Genomic DNA, 15,084 nt, shown 5'->3' on the forward strand with positions numbered 1-15,084 from the left:
GTTCCCGTGAACCCCTACCAGTCCTTGCAGTCCCGGTACGTGCTGCCCTCGTTCGTCGAGCGCACCGCGTACGGGGTCAAGGAGTCCAACCCGTACAACAAGCTGTTCGAGGAGCGCATCGTCTTCCTCGGCGTCCAGGTCGACGACGCCTCGGCCAACGACGTGATGGCGCAGCTGCTGTTCCTCGAGTCCGACGACCCGGACCGCGAGATCCAGATCTACATCAACTCGCCGGGCGGCTCGTTCACCGCGCTGATGGCGATCTACGACACGATCCAGTACGTTCGCCCGGACGTGCGTACGATCTGCCTGGGCCAGGCCGCCTCGGCGGCGGCGGTGATCCTCGCCGCCGGCACCAAGGGCAAGCGGCTGGCGCTGCCCAACTCGCGGATGCTGATCCACCAGCCCGCGACGGAGGGCATCTACGGCCAGGTCTCCGACCTGGAGATCCAGGCCGCCGAGGTGCAGCGGATGCGTGACCAGATGGAGGCCACGCTCGCCAGGCACACCAACCGCACGCAGGAACAGGTCCGCAAGGACGTCGAGCGGGACAAGATCCTCACCGCCGACCAGGCTGTGGAGTACGGCATCATCGACGAGGTGCTGCCCTACCGCAAGCTGTCGGCGATGAAGTCCTGAAGACATGCCGGGCGCGGTCCGGTGAGACGGTGGTCACAACTCGGTCACTCGTTCGCCGGTCCGCCCGTGCTCCGGCAAGGTGAGCACGGTCAGGCGGCGACACGCCGGGCACGTCGTGAGTCACGCCGTGCCCGGCGTGTGGCGGACACTGTGAGTCTCCCCGAACCCGGGGAGCGGCAGGTACCGTCGAAGGCACACACGGTCAGGCGCGCTACCGGACGGCGCGCCGGAGGGGACGGGGTCAGCGGTCATGGCACGTATCGGTGACGGCGGCGACCTGCTGAAGTGCTCCTTCTGCGGGAAGAGCCAGAAGCAGGTCAAGAAACTCATCGCCGGCCCCGGCGTGTACATCTGCGATGAGTGCATCGATCTCTGCAACGAGATCATCGAGGAGGAGCTGGCCGAAGCGGGCGAGGTGAAGCTCGACGAGCTGCCCAAGCCCGCCGAGATCCACGAGTTCCTCGACCAGTACGTCATCGGTCAGGACCCGGCCAAGCGCAACCTCTCGGTAGCGGTCTACAACCACTACAAGCGCATCCAGGTGGGCGAGCGCACATCGCGCGACAGCCGGGAGGAGAGCGTCGAGCTCGCCAAGTCGAACATCCTGATGCTGGGTCCCACCGGTTGCGGCAAGACCTACCTCGCGCAGACGCTCGCCAAGATGCTCAACGTCCCGTTCGCCATCGCCGACGCCACGGCGCTCACCGAGGCCGGGTACGTGGGCGAGGACGTCGAGAACATCCTGCTCAAGCTCATCCAGGCGGCCGACTACGACGTCAAGCGCGCCGAGACCGGCATCATCTACATCGACGAGGTCGACAAGATCGCCCGCAAGAGCGAGAACCCGTCGATCACGCGCGACGTCTCCGGCGAGGGCGTGCAGCAGGCGCTGCTGAAGATCCTCGAGGGCACCACCGCCAGCGTCCCGCCGCAGGGCGGCCGCAAGCATCCCCACCAGGAGTTCATCCAGATCGACACCACCAACGTGCTGTTCATCGTGGCGGGCGCGTTCGCCGGTCTGGAGAAGATCGTCGAGGACCGGGTGGGCAAGCACAGCGTGGGCTTCGGGGCCGAGCTGCGGTCCAAGACCGACCTGGACAACGCCGACCACTTCGCCGACGTGATGCCCGAGGACCTGATCAAGTACGGGCTGATCCCGGAGTTCATCGGCCGGCTGCCCACGGTGGCCACCGTGACCAACCTCGACAAGCCGTCGCTCGTGCAGATCCTCACCGAGCCGCGCAACGCGCTTATCAAGCAGTACAAGCGGCTGTTCGAGATGGACAACGTCGAGCTGGAGTTCACCAAGACGGCGCTGGAGGCCATAGCCGACCAGGCCATCCTGCGCGGCACCGGCGCTCGCGGCCTGCGGGCGATCCTGGAGGAGGTCCTGCTGCCGGTGATGTACGACATTCCGAGCCGCTCGGACGTCGCCAAGGTCGTGATAACCGAGCAGACCGTGCGCGAGAACGTGAATCCCACGATCGTCGCGCGCCAGGCCACCCGGCGGGAGCGCCGCGAGAAGTCCGCCTGAGCGGTGCGGTTCCTCGCGGTCCGCGCGGCTCGCGCCGCACCGTGAGTCCGGACACGCATGTGACGTCTTCGTGTGTCGACTGGTCCTTCGGTCCGGGTGAGGCGCGGTTGAGGACTGGTCGCGGCCTGATCCGCTCGTGGCATCCGGCCCGTCCCCCGAATACGTGACGACTCCTCGTGTCCCGGTGGGCTCGTCGCGCCGCCGAGCCGGTGCTTCAGCCCGTCGATGACGCCTCGCTTCCGGCCTCCGTTGGCCCCATACCCGATGCGGTGGGCCAGGCTCCCCACCGGTGGGCCTCTCCAGCGGTTTCACCGGTCATCGATGATCATTGGTCGATCGGCGAGATTTGCGAGTCGGGGAGCGACACATGAGCGAGATGCACGTCCTGCTGCTGCACGGGATGACCGGTTCCGGGCCGTGGCACTGGCAGCAGTGGCTGGCCGGACGGCTCCCGGCGCAGGGCGTGACGGTGGAGATGCCGGCCCTTCCCGACGCCGACCACCCCGACCGGGACGAGTGGGTGCCGGTGCTGCGCGCACGTCTCGCGGCGGTGCCTGCCGACGCCGAGCTAGTGGTCGCGGCGCACTCGTGTGGTGTCGCCCTGTGGCTGCACCACGCGGTCACCATCGGCGGACAGATGCGGCGCGCCGACCGCGTGCTGCTGGTGGCCCCTCCCGACCCGCAGTGGCAGCACCCGGACGCGGCCGGCATCGTGCCCTACCCGCTCGACGCGCGCGCCCTGCGCAAGGCGGGCGGTGTCACCCGCATGGTCGCGGGCACCGGCGACCCGTACCTGTCGATGCGCAAGGCGCACCGGCTGGCCGAGGCGCTGCAGATCGAGCTGGACGTCATCCCCGACGGCGAGCACCTCAACACCGACGCCGGTTACGGACCGTGGCCCTCGATGTTGAGCTGGGCGCTGTACGGGTCGGTGCCGCTGGCCGACCGCTACGACGCGGAGCCGTACACGGTCGCCTACGCGCCGGAACGCCTGCGCCCGGTGTAGGCAGCGGACCTCCGCCCAGCGGAAGCGACTGGTGCTGTCGTCAGGGGGCTCAGGCCGCGCCTGGAAGGCTCAGGCGTCGTGTTCGGCGAGCTTGCGGCCGATGAAGCTGACGACCTCGGGCAGCGCCTTGCGGTAGTAGCGGCTGTTGTGGCCGCCTGGGGTGGTGGACGCCACCTCCGGCCGGGCCCGCCGGATGAACTCGCGGGTGCCGGTGATGAACCTGTCCCCGAGGCCGCACCACACGCCGAGCGCCACGTTGCCCAGTTCGGGGATGTGGCGCAGCGGGTCCATGCCCGCCCATTCCGCCTCGTCGACGAACGCCTTGCGCCTGCTCATCTCGCGCCAGCTCGTGATCAGCGCGGGCGAGACGACCGCGGCGGCCGCCACCGGGCTGTCGTGCTCGTGCCTGCGCCGGGCGTAGAGCAGGGCGCCGAAGCCGCCCATGGAGATGCCCGACACCGCGAAGGGCTGGCCGTCGTCGCCGCCGAGGCCGCGTTCGCCCAGCCAGCGGGGTACCTCGTCGAGCAACATCCACATCGGATCGTCGCCCGGGTGCCGGTGCCAGTAGCTGTTGCCGCCGCCGTCGACGGCCAGGAACGCGAAGGGCGGCACCCGGCCCTCGGCCACCGCGGCGCTCAGCCAGTTGGGCAGGCCGGCGGCGGACCTGCGGGCGTCGCCGTAGCGGCCGTGCAGCATCAGGCACACCGGCAGCCCCTCGCGGTCCACGCCCTCGGGCGACATCAGCACGAGGTCGACCTCGCGGTTGCGGGCCTGGGAGTGGACGCGTTCGACCGAGACGTTGCTCTGGTTGGCCAGCGGCGCGGCCTTGCCGGGGATGCTGAAGGTGTCGCCGGAGAGGCCCAGCCCGAGCACGGCAGCCCCGGCGGCCCCGGAGGTGAGCACGGTTCGCCTTCGCAGGAATCTGGCCCGCGCGGGCTCTGGCGTCTGCATGCTCCCCTCCGGTCTCTCGGTGTCGCGCGTTCCATCGTGCCTATCGGGCCGCGCTGTTTTCACCGGTCAGCGGAGGTGGTCACGAGATTTCGGTCACCACTCGCTGCGTTCCGGTGTAGACGTTCATGGACTGTCCACGCAGGAAGCCCACCAGAGTCATGCCCTGCTCCTCGGCCAGGTCGACCGCGAGCGAGGAGGGCGCCGACACCGCCGCGAGCATCGGCACACCGGCCATGGCGGCCTTCTGGACGAGTTCGAAGGACGCGCGTCCGGACACCATCAGCACGCCGCCGGTGAGCGGTGTGCGCCCCTCCATCAGCGCCCAGCCGAGGACCTTGTCCACGGCGTTGTGCCTGCCGACGTCCTCGCGCACGGCCAGCAGCGAGCCGTCGGCGTCGAACAGCCCGGCCGCGTGCAGCCCGCCGGTGCTGTCGAACACCCGTTGGGCCGCGCGGAGCTTGCCGGGCAGTTCGGCGAGGACGTCCGCGCGCAGCCGCAGCGGGTCCTCGGCGGGGGAGTGGCGGGTGCGCAACCGCACCGAGTCCAGTGCGGCCTTGCCGCACACGCCGCACGAGGACGTCGTGTAGAAGTTGCGCTCGATCGACGGGTCGGGCGGTTCGACGCCGGGTGCGAGCGCGACGTCCAGGACGTTGTAGGTGTTGCGGCCGTCGGGGCCGGGGCTGTCGCAGAAGCGGGCCGCCGCCACCTCGTCCCGGCCGGTGATGACTCCCTCGGTGAGCAGGAAGCCGTGAGCCAGCTCCACGTCGCTGCCGGGTGTGCGCATGGTGACGCTCAGCGGCCGCGAGGCGACCCTGATCTCCAGCGGTTCCTCCGCGGCCAGCGTGTCGGGCCTGCGCCGGGGTTCGCCCGCCTTGATGTGCAGCACCGGCCGCCGCACGGTGACCCGTCCCATCCGGACCTCCAGTCGTGGAGAGCGCCTGTCCTGACATCGTCGCACCCGCGTGCTTCGTGACATCCGGGTCGGTGGTGCGGTAACGGAAGGAAAAGCGGTACTCGCGGGTTTCGCGCGAACTGGGCGATGGCACCACTGGCCGGAAAAGACCCTCCTGCGGAAGGGGACATCGACAGTAGGCTGCCGCGTGATCCACATCGCACGGCGGGAGGATGAATGTCAGCAGGGTTGCTCGAGCGGTCGCGGATCGTCGCACCAGCCGACTGGAACCGCTGGCTGGTGCCACCCGCCGCGCTGGCCGTGCACCTGGCGATCGGGCAGGTCTACGCCTGGAGCGTGTTCAAACCGCCGCTGGAGGACGAGCTCGGGTTGTCGGGCACGCTCAGCGCGCTGCCGTTCCAGCTCGGCATCGTGATGCTCGGGCTCTCGGCGGCGGTGGCGGGCACGGTGGTCGAGCGCCGGGGCCCGCGCTGGGCGATGGCGGTGTCGACGCTGTGCTTCTCGGCGGGCTTCCTGATCTCCTCGCTCGGCGTGGCCGTCGGGCAGTACTGGCTGGTGGTGTTCGGCTACGGCGTGGTCGGCGGGATCGGCCTGGGCATCGGCTACATCTCGCCGGTCTCCACACTGATCAAGTGGTTCCCCGACCGGCCGGGGATGGCCACCGGCATCGCGATCATGGGCTTCGGCGGCGGGGCGCTGATCGCCTCGCCGTGGTCGGTGCGGATGCTCGACGCCTTCGGCTCCGACTCCCGCGGTATCGCGCTGACCTTCCTCGTGCACGGTCTGGTCTACGCGGTGTTCATGTCGCTCGGGGTGCTGCTCGTGCGGGTGCCTCCGGACGGGTGGCAGCCGGCGGGCTGGCGGCCGCCGACCAGTGGCCGTTCGATGGTCACGAGCGCGAACGTGTCGGCGCGCAACGCCCTGCGGACCCCGCAGTTCTGGCTGCTGTGGGTGATCCTGTGCTGCAACGTCACCGCGGGCATCGGCATCCTGGAGAAGGCGGCGCCGATGATCGCCGACTTCTTCGCATCGAGCAGCACCCCGGTCTCGGCGACGGCCGCGGCGGGCTTCGTCGCCCTGCTGTCGCTGACGAACATGGCGGGCCGCTTCATCTGGTCGTCCACATCGGACATCGTCGGGCGGCGCAACATCTACCGGCTCTACCTCGGTGGTGGCGCGCTGCTGTACCTCGGCATCTCGCTGCTCGGGGCGTCGGGCGTCCCGGTGTTCGTCATCTGCGCGATGCTGATCCTTTCCTTCTACGGCGGCGGATTCTCGACCGCGCCCGCCTACCTCAAGGACCTGTTCGGCAGCTACCAGGTCGGCGCCATCCACGGCAGGCTGCTGACGGCGTGGTCGGTGGCCGGGGTGCTCGGGCCGCTGATCGTCAACGCCGTCGCCGACTCCCAGGAGGCCTCGGGCGCGCAGGGGCCGGACCTGTACTCGGCGTCGCTGTACGCCATGATCGGACTGCTCGTGGTCGGCTTCGTGGCCAACGAGCTGATCCGGCCGGTAGCTCCCAGGTTCCACGAGCCGGAGGTCGCGCGATGAACCGCACCGCCCTGACCGCGCTGGCCTGGCTGTGGGTCGGCCTGCCGTTCGCCTACGGCCTGTACGAGCTGCTGCGGAAGGTTTCGCTCCTGCTGTTCGGCTGAGCGCATCGGCCTCGGTGGACACCTCTGGGCCGAACGTGTGACGCGCCGGCTTTTCACCGGAAAGCCGCTTGGCCGTCGGTCCGGCTCACTACGGTCTGCACGGGACGACCACCGAGTGAAGGACGAGAATGCCCACGAGCAACACCACCGCCAGGCAGCGACTGCGCTTCGCCGAGGAAGCCGGACCGATCACCGAGCCGGTGACCAAGTTCGGCGGCCAGCCGGTCTGGCTCGACGAGCCCACCTGGCCGCTGTCGGCCAGCACCGGCAGGCCGATGCGCTTCCTCGGCCAGGTGCGGCTGCCCGGGGACGAACCGCGACTGGGCTATCTGTTCATCACCGACGAAGAGGACTACGTCGACGGCACCTGGGAGCCGGGCGGCGGCGAGAACGCGTTCTTCGCCCAGCCCGGTGAGCCCGCCGACTTCTACCGGGTCGCCAGCATCCGGCGCGGGCCGACGTTCGGCCTGGACCACCGCGCCGAGCTGACCGAGCACGACGGCGCCGGCGAGTACGGCAGCGCGCTGTGGGGCGAGCCCGACTGGTTGCAGGGCGATGAGGCGCCGGACGAGCCCGGCACCTGGCGGTTCGTGCTGCAGATCGACTCGGCCGACGAGCCGTTCGAGGTCGACTTCGGCGACGCCGGCGTCGGCTACGCCTTCCTCGACGAGAAGACGGGGCAGGGTCGCTTCCTCTGGCAGTGCGGCTAGACGGCTGAGAACCCGCGGGTGGTCAGGCCGAGTCCCACACGAAACCTGGCACTGGAGCCATGTGGGGCTGCGTGCTCGTGCGGGTACCCCGGGTGGCGGAGCACGTAGACGGAGGGAGCACCGCCGATGACCACTGTGGCTTTCCTCGGCACGGGCACGATGGGCGCGCCGATGGCGCGTAACCTGCTCGCCGCCGGGTTCGACGTCCGGGCGTGGAACCGCACGCGGTCGAAGGCCGAGCCGCTCGCCGAGGATGGCGCGGTCGTCGCGGGCAGCCCCGCCGAGGCCGGGCGCGGAGCCGACGTGCTGGTCACGATGCTGCTGGACGCCGAGTCCACCGCCAAGGCCGCCCGGGAGGCCGTGCCCGAGCTGCGCGACGACGCGGTCTGGGCGCAGATGGGCACCATCGGCATCAAGGGGATGACCGAGGTGGCGGCGGTCGCCGACGGCGTGCACCTGGTCGACGCCCCGGTCCTCGGCACGGAGAAGCCCGCGCGGCTGGGCAAGCTGAAAGTGCTGGCGGCGGGTCCGCGGCAGGCCCGGGACCGGGTGCAACCGGTGTTCGACGCCGTGGGGGAGCAGACCCTGTGGCTCGGCGACGACCCCGCCCAGGCGCTGGGGACCCGGCTCAAGCTCGCGGTGAACAGCTGGGTGCTGGCGCTGACCAACGCCGTGGGGGAGTCGGTGGCGCTGGCCGAGTCCCTCGGCGTGGACCCGAGGCATTTCCTGGAGGCGATCGAGGGGACCGCGACCGACTCCCCGTACGCGCACGTGAAGGGCAACGCCATCCTCGGCGGGGAGTACACGCCGTCGTTCGCGCTGCGCAACGCCTTCAAGGACGCCAACCTCATCACCGAGGTCACCGGCGGCAACCTGCGGCTGGACGTCGCCGACGCCTGTCGCGAGCGGTTCCGGCGCGCACTGGAGGCCGGCCACGGCGACGAGGACATGGCCGCGGCCTACTTCGCGTCGTTCTCCGGCCGCAACGCCGCCGGAGGACCGTGAGGGCACGGCCGGCCTCGATCGGACCGCTTCGCCGCTGACCAGTGCTGTCCGGAGTTGACGCCGGGCGTCGGCGGACGTGCCGGGAGCACGCCTGGTCCGGGCGTTTGCTTGGATCTGCGACGTGGACCTGCTTCGTCATCTGAGCTTCTTCGTCGCGGTAGCGGAGGAGGGGCACTTCGGCTACGCCGCCGACCGCCTCGGCATTACCCAGCCGCCGCTGTCCCAGGGCATCCAGCGGCTGGAGGCCAGGCTCGGCGTCGTCCTGCTGACCCGCGGCTCGCGCGGCGCGCAGCTCACCACCGCCGGGGCCGCGCTGCTGCCCCGGGCACGCGACCTGCTGGCCAACGCCGAGGGGTTCACCGCGGAGGCCGACCGGCTGCGGGAGAGCCGCGGGGCGCTGCGCGTAGGTGTCGTGGCGGCACTCAGCGACTGGCACGTGGCCGCCGTGACCACCCAGCTGCGGACCTGCGCGCCGGATCCGAACCCGCGCACCGTCATCACCACCACGGCCTCGACGGCCGAGCTGGTCGACGCCGTCGGCTCCGGAGGGTTGGACTGCGCGGCGGTGCACCACCCGGCGCTGATCGGTTCTCTGGAGTGCGGCGCGATCATCAGGGTGACGCGGTGGCTGCTGGTGCCCGCCGACCACCCCGCCGCCGACGCCACGAAGCCGTCGTTGCGGTCGCTGAAGGGACTCGCGTGCGCGACGGCACCGCGCAGCCACGGCACGGCGGCCTTCGACCTGCTGGTCGACACCCTGCGCGGCAAGGGCCTCGACCCGGCGTTCCTGACCGCCGCGCACGACCGCGACGCGGTCATGGCGGTGGCCGCGGGGCGCGCGTTCGCGCTCACCACCGATCCGCTGCTGCGGGTGCCCGGAGTCGCGTGCGTGCCCATCCCCGGTGACGACCTCGCGCTGAGGGTCCGATTGGTGTGGTCGGAGGCCGGGGCGCCCGAGCCGGTCCGCGCCGCCTTCGAGGCGGCGCTGCGGCGGGAGCGGTCATGAGCGGCGCCGAGCAGGAGATCCGCGAGGTACTGCGCGACGCGGGTGCCGAGGGCTGGGTGCACGCCATGCCGCTGACCGGTGCGACGACGCGGGCCTCCGCCCCGGCGCGCGAAGCCGGACCCGCGCGCGAAGCGTGGCCCGGGAGCGGGCCGGAGGCGGGCGAGCTCGGACGCGAGGCGGGACAGGGCCGCGAAGGTCGCTCCGAGAGCGAGACCGGGCCCAGGCGCGAGATCGGCATCGGTGCCGACGACCTGGTCGTCACGGCGTCGGTCTACAAGCTCCCGCTGGTGGTGGCGCTGTGCCGGGAGTTCGACGCCGGGCGCATCGACCCGCGGGCGCGGGTCCGGCTGGACCCGCCCTCCTGCACGCCCGGCCCGACGGGCCTGGCGACCTTCCTCGACCCGGTCACGGTGTCCTGGCGCGACATGGCCGCGTCGATGATCGGCGTCTCGGACAACACCTCGGCCGACGTGATCCTCGGCGAGGTCGGCCTGGAGGCGGTCGCCGAAACGCTTGCCGAGCTGGGCCTGGAGCGCACCCGCGTCGTCGGGGGAACCGCCGACAGCCACGCCTCGCTCGTCCGGGACACCGGCGCGGCCACGGCGGCGGAGGCGTTCGCGGAGCTCTTCGACAACGACGCCGCGCGCACCGTCAGCGCCTACGACCCCGCCTACGCCAGTGCGACCACGCCCCGCGAGATGACCAGGCTGCTGGACCTGGTCTGGTCCGACGCGGTGGCTTCGCCGGAGCAGTGCGCGTTCATCCGGCGGCTGCTGTCGAACCAGGTGTGGATGCACCGCGTGCGAGCCGGGTTCCCGTCGCGGGGAGTCCAGGTGGCGGGCAAGACCGGGACCGTCGGTGCGGTCCGCAACGAGGTCTCGGTGGTGGAGTTCGAGGGCGAGATCCCGGTCGCGGTCGCGGTGTTCACCCTCGCGGCGCGGGCCGACGCGTTCCTGCCCAAGGTCGACGCGGCGATCGCCGACTGCGCGCGGATCGCGGTCAACGATCTGCGTTCCGGACGGCTGTGACCGACTTTTTTTCCGCTGTCCCGACCGGGTCGTGACGGGCCGCGAACAGCCTCCATAGCGTTTGCATATCGGGCGCGGCGCCCCATCGGATTGGCGCGATCACGTGCCGCGGTGCTTGATTGGTCCGCGTTGGAAGTAAGTGCGGAACAACGGAGATTCCCTTGCACCAGAACGAGAAACGCGTCGGTCGCCGTGCCGTCCTGGCGGGCCTGCTCGCCCTGCCGGTCGCGGGCGCGTGCGCCGCGCCGGCCGCGCCGCGCACCCCCGCCCCGGCTCCGCAGGCGCCCGACCTCGCCGCCCGGTTCGGTCCGGCGCTGGCCGAGCTGGAACGGCGATACGACGCGCGGCTGGGCCTGGCGGCGGTCAACGTCCGGACCGGGCGCGAGCTGAGGCACCGCGCCGACGAGCGGTTCGCGATGTGCTCGACGTTCAAGACCTACGCGGCGGGCGCGCTGCTGGCCGCGCACCCGCTGGCCAGCGGCTATTTCGAAAAGCTGATCCGCTACACGCGGGCCGACCTGCGGCGGAACTCGCCGGTGACCGAGGCCCGCGTGGACACCGGCATGACCGTCGCCGAGCTGTGCGAGGCGGCCATCACCCGCAGCGACAACGCGGCGGGCAATCTGCTGCTGGCCGAGCTCGGCGGTCCGGCGGCGATCGCGCCCTTCGCGCGTTCGATCGGCGACCCCACCACCCGGCTGGACCGCTGGGAGGTCGAGCTGAACACGGCGATCCCGGGGGACGAGCGGGACACCACCACCCCGGCGGGCATCGCGGCCGGCTACCGCGCGATGGTCGTCGGCGACGCGCTGGGCGCTGCGGAGCGCGAGCAGCTCAAGAAGTGGCTGATCGCCAACACCACCGGCGGGGAGCGCATCCGTGCCGGTCTCCCGCCGAACTGGGTCACGGGCGACAAGACCGGTTCCGGTGACTACGGCACCGCCAACGACATCGCCGTCACGTGGACCGAGTCCGGCGATGCCATCGTGATCGCGATCCTGACCACCAAGAGCGCGCCGGAACGCGACTACGACAACAGGCTGCACGCCGACACCGCGCGGATCGTCGTCGAAGCCCTGCGCTGACGACCGCGCGGCCAGGGGTTCGCGGTAGCCGGCACCGCGATCCCCGAGCCGAGCAGCCGAGGCCGATCAGCGGCCCCCAGCAGTGCGGCCGATCAGCCGCTCCGCCGAGGCCACTGGCTCCCGCCTAGAACACCGGCTTGGGTACCAGCACGACGCGCCACCCGTCGGGGTCGGCGAAGGCCAGCGCCCCGTGCTCGGCCCAGTACGGGTTCTCCATCGGCACGGGCTCGTGCCCGGCCTCCCCGAGGCGTCGCACCGCCTCGTGCATCCGCGCGTCCCCGTCGAAGTACAGCACCAGCAGGTTTTCCGCGGTCGGTGCCGGACACGGACTGCCGTCCACCCGCGAGGTGAACTCCAGGTGGTAGTCCGTGCCGGGAAGACCGAGCATCACGCCGTCGTAGCCGGCGTGGCCGCTGAAGCCGTACAGCTCCGGCAGGCCGAGGCAGCCGGAGTAGAACTCGACCACCTCCGCCAGCTTGTCGGTCGGCCGGGCCATCCGCACCTGCGCCACCTTCAGCCCCTCGGGCCACTCGTCAGCGTTGCTCGCCACCACTTCTCCCGTGTTCGCCGTCTGCCAGGGCAACTTAGAACCTCGAGCAAGGTGCAGAGCAAGCTTTCCCGGGCCAGTTCACGCTTTCAGGTGGCGCCGGTGCGGATTTCCCGTGCTGTCAGGCGAATCTCACCGGCAGCGTCTCCGGGCCGAAGATGCCGATGGGATTGCGCCAGGTGACCTCCCCCGCGATCCGCGGTGGGCCGAAGCGGGTGCTGAGCACGGTGAAGGCTTCGGCCAGCTCGGCACGTGCGGCTGCGGCGCCAAGGCAGAAGTGCGGTCCCGCGCTGAGGGTGAGGTGGGGCGTCTGCCTGCTCGCCGTGGTGTCGAAGAACTCGGCGCGGTCGAAGCGCTTCGGGTCCCGGTTGGCGGTGTGCACGCACAGCATCACGAAGGTGCCCGCGGGGATCGTGGTGTCCCGGTAGGTGATGTCCTCCTGCGCGAACCGGAAGAGGACCGGCGCGGCCGGGCACCAGCGAAGGATCTCCTCGACCGCCCGACCGGGATCGTCGCGGAACGCCGTCCACTGCTCCGGGTTCCGGCAGAGGGTCAGCATCGCCGAGCCGAACTGGTGGCGCGTCGTGTCGTGCCCGGCGGAGACCAGGGCGACCAGCAGGTTGCGGAGCTCCTCGCCGCTGATCACCTCTTCCTCGGTCTGCGCGGCGATCATGCTGGAGATCAGGTCGTCGGCGGGTTCGGCCCGCCGACGCTCGATCAGCCCGTCGAAGTAGTCGCCCAGCTCGCTGACCGCGCGCTCCACTCGCTCCCGGACGTCTCCGCCGTAGGCGAGCGAGAACACCAGGCCGACGTCGGTGCTCCAGCCGTGGAACAGCTCGTGGTCCTGCGGTGGCACGCCGAGCAACCGGCCCATGACCATGACCGGGAATGGGTTGGCGAGCGTCTCGACGAACTCGCATTCCCCGGTCTCGGCGATCCCGTCGGCGATCCGGCCGACGGTCTCGCGCATGTAGGGCCGCAGGCCCTCGATTACGCGAGGGGTGAAGGTCCTGCGCACGACGCTGCGCAGGCGGGCGTGGTCCTGCCCTTCCCGGTGCAGGATCATCGGCACGAACCAGTCGTAGAGCGGACCGGAGGTGACGCCGTGCATCTCCAGGTACCGCTTGCCGTCGGACACCAGACGGGGATCGCGCAGGAGGTCGTTCACCTCCTCGTGGCCGAGGAGCATCAGTCCGTTGGGGATTCGTGCGTACCAGTGCCGCTCACGCGCCGCGGCGAGGGTGTCGGAGTCGTAGCCGAAATTCCGGTCGAACACGTCCACGAAGGGGACGGCGGGATTGTCTGCGGACATCAGCATGGCCTGTTGTCAGCTCCTCGGTGTCACCGCCTGGATACCGACGGTGACTTTCGCAGCCGACCGGTTCGGGTAACCACCTCCTTTGGTTGGTGGTCGGGCGAACTTCCCGTGAATGGCCGGTTTCCGCCGGAAGGCGCTCAATGGTCCAAAAGCGACATCGAGGTGACATCGGAGTCTCCTCAGGATTTGACGCCGGTTTCCCTTGTCCCTCATGGACGACTCGTCCTCAGCCGTCCCGGCTCCGGCCACCTCGCCCGGACAGCGTTGGGCGGTATCGCCGGTTGCCCTGCGATACCGCCCAACTTTCCACTGCCCGCTGTTACGAGCCGTTCTCGGTCTGCGCGGAGCCGGTGCCGCGGCTCTGCGAGGTGTTGCCCTTCTGCTCGCCACCGGTGCCGTTCCCGGACTTCGGCTTCGGCTCGACCTTCTCGTTCTCCTCGGCCTGCTCCTCGGCCTGGGGCTCGTCCTCGGCGGGCTCCTGCTTGACGACGTCCTCGTCGTCGTGCTGCTCGGCGAGTTGGGGAGCCTTCTTCTCCGGCGTGCCCTTCTCGGTGGTCTTGCGCGGCTGGAAGGGCTTGCCGGTGGTCTTCTGGAACTCCTTCGCCGCCTTGTCCGCCACGCCCTCGGCGACCTTCTGCACGGCTTCGGCGTCCTTGGCCGCCTGCTCGGCCTGCTTGGCCTGCCGGTCCTTGCTCGCGGCCTCCTCGCGGGCGGCGTCGATCTCGGCCTGCGGTGCGCCCCTCGCGATGAGCTCGTTGACGCGCGCGGCGAAGATGTTGGCCTCGGCCCGCTTGTCGTTGGCCTTGAACCGGGCGTCCTCGGCGATCTTGCGCGCCTCCACGGCCTTGTCGTGGGCGTCCTGGGCCTTCTTGCGGAACTTCTCGATCTCCTCCTTCGACGGCCCCGGGTCCACCGGACCGCTGCCGCCCCCGGTACCACCGCTGCCACCGGTGCTACCGGTGCCGCCGGTGCCGCCGGTGACCGATCCGGGCTGGAAGGAGTACCAGCCCTGTCCGGTGAAGTTCGCGCCCGCGTCGATCTCGCCGCTGGTCAGCGGGTCGCCGGTGACGCACTTGACCGCGGGCTCTCCCGTGCCGCCGACGAACACCGACGTGCCCGCCTGCAACACCGCCGGATGCGCCACGTAGGTGCCGGACTCGTAGTCGTGGCTGGTCACCGCGGTGTCCGACGGCAGCAGCGCCGGGGTCAGGCCGCCGACGAAAGCCGGGATCTCCTCGGGAGCCATGCCGAACACCCCGGCCCACGCGGTGGACCTGCCCGGGTCCGCCTGGAGGTCGGCCAGCAGCCGGTTCGCGTCGCAGTCCGGCTCACCGGTCGCGGTGCCCCGGTCCTGGGCGGACGTGGGCTCCAGGCGTACCTCCTTGGTGGCGGTCCCGCCCGGCAGCAGCGCCCACGCGGTGGTGCCCGCGAGGCCGAGTGCGACCGCCGCGGCCACTGCGAGGCGCAGCCTGGAACGTCCGGACCGGTACACGGTCGACACGCTCACGTGCGTCTCTTCGGGGTGGGGGTTCTGCCCGCGACCGTTCATGTCCGGACCTCCTCAGGTGCTTTCGCTCATGGACCACTTCAGGTCCCTTGCGAAAAGGCTGGCACCGAGAGGAGGCGCGAAGAATGGTGCGGACCCTCCAATCGACCGCGTCCACCCTCCGTCCGCACTGGGGCGTTC

At 70.8% G+C, this 15,084-nt stretch carries 15 protein-coding genes; 10 read left to right on the plus strand and 5 right to left on the minus strand.

Going from position 1 to position 15,084, the window contains the following annotated elements; translation table 11 throughout:
* Positions 1–6: 6 nt before the first annotated feature.
* The 3 genes from HUO13_RS09180 to HUO13_RS09190 all read left to right on the plus strand — a co-directional run bounded on the left by HUO13_RS09180 (position 7) and on the right by HUO13_RS09190 (position 3,179).
* Positions 7–639, plus strand: coding sequence for an ATP-dependent Clp protease proteolytic subunit (locus HUO13_RS09180; RefSeq protein ID WP_009950200.1), 633 nt, complete (start codon positions 7–9; stop codon positions 637–639).
* A gap of 250 nt (positions 640–889) precedes the next feature.
* The gene (gene clpX / locus HUO13_RS09185) at positions 890–2,173 is read left to right on the plus strand and encodes an ATP-dependent Clp protease ATP-binding subunit ClpX (RefSeq protein WP_211900993.1); all 1,284 of its coding nucleotides are present in this window, start codon (positions 890–892) and stop codon (positions 2,171–2,173) included.
* Positions 2,174–2,540: 367 nt separating this feature from the next.
* Positions 2,541–3,179: an RBBP9/YdeN family alpha/beta hydrolase gene (locus tag HUO13_RS09190; protein ID WP_211900994.1), complete on the plus strand. Its 639-nt coding sequence runs from the start codon at positions 2,541–2,543 to the stop codon at positions 3,177–3,179.
* Between the two features lie 69 nt (positions 3,180–3,248).
* Here HUO13_RS09190 and HUO13_RS09195 read toward each other — a convergent pair whose 3' ends face one another.
* Together HUO13_RS09195 and fdhD are read right to left on the minus strand one after the other, a co-directional pair.
* Positions 3,249–4,130, minus strand: coding sequence for an alpha/beta hydrolase (locus HUO13_RS09195; protein WP_211900995.1), 882 nt, complete (start codon positions 4,128–4,130; stop codon positions 3,249–3,251).
* A 79-nt stretch (positions 4,131–4,209) separates the two neighbouring features.
* Complete coding sequence (gene fdhD / locus HUO13_RS09200; RefSeq protein WP_211900996.1) at positions 4,210–5,043, minus strand: formate dehydrogenase accessory sulfurtransferase FdhD; 834 nt, start codon at positions 5,041–5,043, stop codon at positions 4,210–4,212.
* 216 nt (positions 5,044–5,259) lie between these two features.
* Between fdhD and HUO13_RS09205 the strand changes: the two genes are divergently transcribed.
* The 7 genes from HUO13_RS09205 (at position 5,260) to bla (ending at position 11,532) form a co-directional block, all read left to right on the plus strand.
* A complete protein-coding gene (locus tag HUO13_RS09205; protein ID WP_211900997.1) occupies positions 5,260–6,594 on the plus strand; it encodes an L-lactate MFS transporter in 1,335 nt (444 codons plus the stop codon).
* Positions 6,591–6,698, plus strand: coding sequence for an MFS transporter small subunit (locus tag HUO13_RS38330; protein ID WP_432757829.1), 108 nt, complete (start codon positions 6,591–6,593; stop codon positions 6,696–6,698). Before HUO13_RS09205 ends, HUO13_RS38330 begins: the two co-directional genes overlap by 4 nt.
* Before the next feature lie 128 nt (positions 6,699–6,826).
* Positions 6,827–7,408, plus strand: coding sequence for a DUF1963 domain-containing protein (locus HUO13_RS09210; protein WP_211900998.1), 582 nt, complete (start codon positions 6,827–6,829; stop codon positions 7,406–7,408).
* A gap of 126 nt (positions 7,409–7,534) precedes the next feature.
* Entirely contained in the window at positions 7,535–8,413 is an 879-nt protein-coding gene (locus HUO13_RS09215; protein ID WP_211900999.1) for an NAD(P)-dependent oxidoreductase, read from the plus strand.
* 121 nt (positions 8,414–8,534) lie between these two features.
* The gene (locus HUO13_RS09220; RefSeq protein ID WP_211901000.1) at positions 8,535–9,419 is read left to right on the plus strand and encodes a LysR family transcriptional regulator; all 885 of its coding nucleotides are present in this window, start codon (positions 8,535–8,537) and stop codon (positions 9,417–9,419) included.
* Positions 9,416–10,447 (plus strand): serine hydrolase, encoded by a 1,032-nt coding sequence (locus HUO13_RS09225; protein WP_211901001.1) that lies wholly within the window; start codon positions 9,416–9,418, stop codon positions 10,445–10,447. The genes HUO13_RS09220 and HUO13_RS09225 overlap by 4 nt, the downstream gene beginning before the upstream one ends.
* A gap of 161 nt (positions 10,448–10,608) precedes the next feature.
* A complete protein-coding gene (bla, locus tag HUO13_RS09230; protein WP_211901002.1) occupies positions 10,609–11,532 on the plus strand; it encodes a class A beta-lactamase in 924 nt (307 codons plus the stop codon).
* A gap of 124 nt (positions 11,533–11,656) precedes the next feature.
* On the opposite strand, the gene HUO13_RS09235 is transcribed toward bla, so the two are convergent.
* The 3 genes from HUO13_RS09235 to HUO13_RS09245 form a co-directional block, all read right to left on the minus strand.
* On the minus strand, positions 11,657–12,082 hold the full coding sequence (locus tag HUO13_RS09235) for a VOC family protein (RefSeq protein ID WP_249124561.1): 426 nt from the start codon (positions 12,080–12,082) through the stop codon (positions 11,657–11,659).
* 118 nt (positions 12,083–12,200) lie between these two features.
* Positions 12,201–13,397 carry a cytochrome P450 gene (locus HUO13_RS09240; protein WP_211901003.1) on the minus strand — a complete coding sequence of 399 codons (1,197 nt, stop codon included), beginning with the start codon at positions 13,395–13,397 and terminating at the stop codon, positions 12,201–12,203.
* A gap of 319 nt (positions 13,398–13,716) precedes the next feature.
* A complete protein-coding gene (locus tag HUO13_RS09245; RefSeq protein ID WP_211901004.1) occupies positions 13,717–14,946 on the minus strand; it encodes a DUF6777 domain-containing protein in 1,230 nt (409 codons plus the stop codon).
* Positions 14,947–15,084 lie beyond the last annotated feature (138 nt).

The organism is Saccharopolyspora erythraea, assembly GCF_018141105.1.
GTDB classification, from domain to species: domain Bacteria; phylum Actinomycetota; class Actinomycetes; order Mycobacteriales; family Pseudonocardiaceae; genus Saccharopolyspora_D; species Saccharopolyspora_D erythraea_A.

Bases quoted from the DNA above. Each gene is read 5' to 3' on its own strand.
- clpX (WP_211900993.1), top strand. From the start codon at position 890: ATGGCACGTATCGGTGACGGCGGCGACCTGCTGAAGTGCTCCTTCTGC.
- HUO13_RS09190 (WP_211900994.1), top strand. From the start codon at position 2,541: ATGAGCGAGATGCACGTCCTGCTGCTGCACGGGATGACCGGTTCCGGG.
- HUO13_RS09195 (WP_211900995.1), bottom strand. From the start codon at position 4,130: ATGCAGACGCCAGAGCCCGCGCGGGCCAGATTCCTGCGAAGGCGAACC.
- fdhD (WP_211900996.1), bottom strand. From the start codon at position 5,043: ATGGGACGGGTCACCGTGCGGCGGCCGGTGCTGCACATCAAGGCGGGC.
- HUO13_RS09205 (WP_211900997.1), top strand. From the start codon at position 5,260: ATGTCAGCAGGGTTGCTCGAGCGGTCGCGGATCGTCGCACCAGCCGAC.
- HUO13_RS38330 (WP_432757829.1), top strand. From the start codon at position 6,591: ATGAACCGCACCGCCCTGACCGCGCTGGCCTGGCTGTGGGTCGGCCTG.
- HUO13_RS09210 (WP_211900998.1), top strand. From the start codon at position 6,827: ATGCCCACGAGCAACACCACCGCCAGGCAGCGACTGCGCTTCGCCGAG.
- HUO13_RS09215 (WP_211900999.1), top strand. From the start codon at position 7,535: ATGACCACTGTGGCTTTCCTCGGCACGGGCACGATGGGCGCGCCGATG.
- HUO13_RS09225 (WP_211901001.1), top strand. From the start codon at position 9,416: ATGAGCGGCGCCGAGCAGGAGATCCGCGAGGTACTGCGCGACGCGGGT.
- HUO13_RS09240 (WP_211901003.1), bottom strand. From the start codon at position 13,397: ATGCTGATGTCCGCAGACAATCCCGCCGTCCCCTTCGTGGACGTGTTC.
- HUO13_RS09245 (WP_211901004.1), bottom strand. From the start codon at position 14,946: ATGAACGGTCGCGGGCAGAACCCCCACCCCGAAGAGACGCACGTGAGC.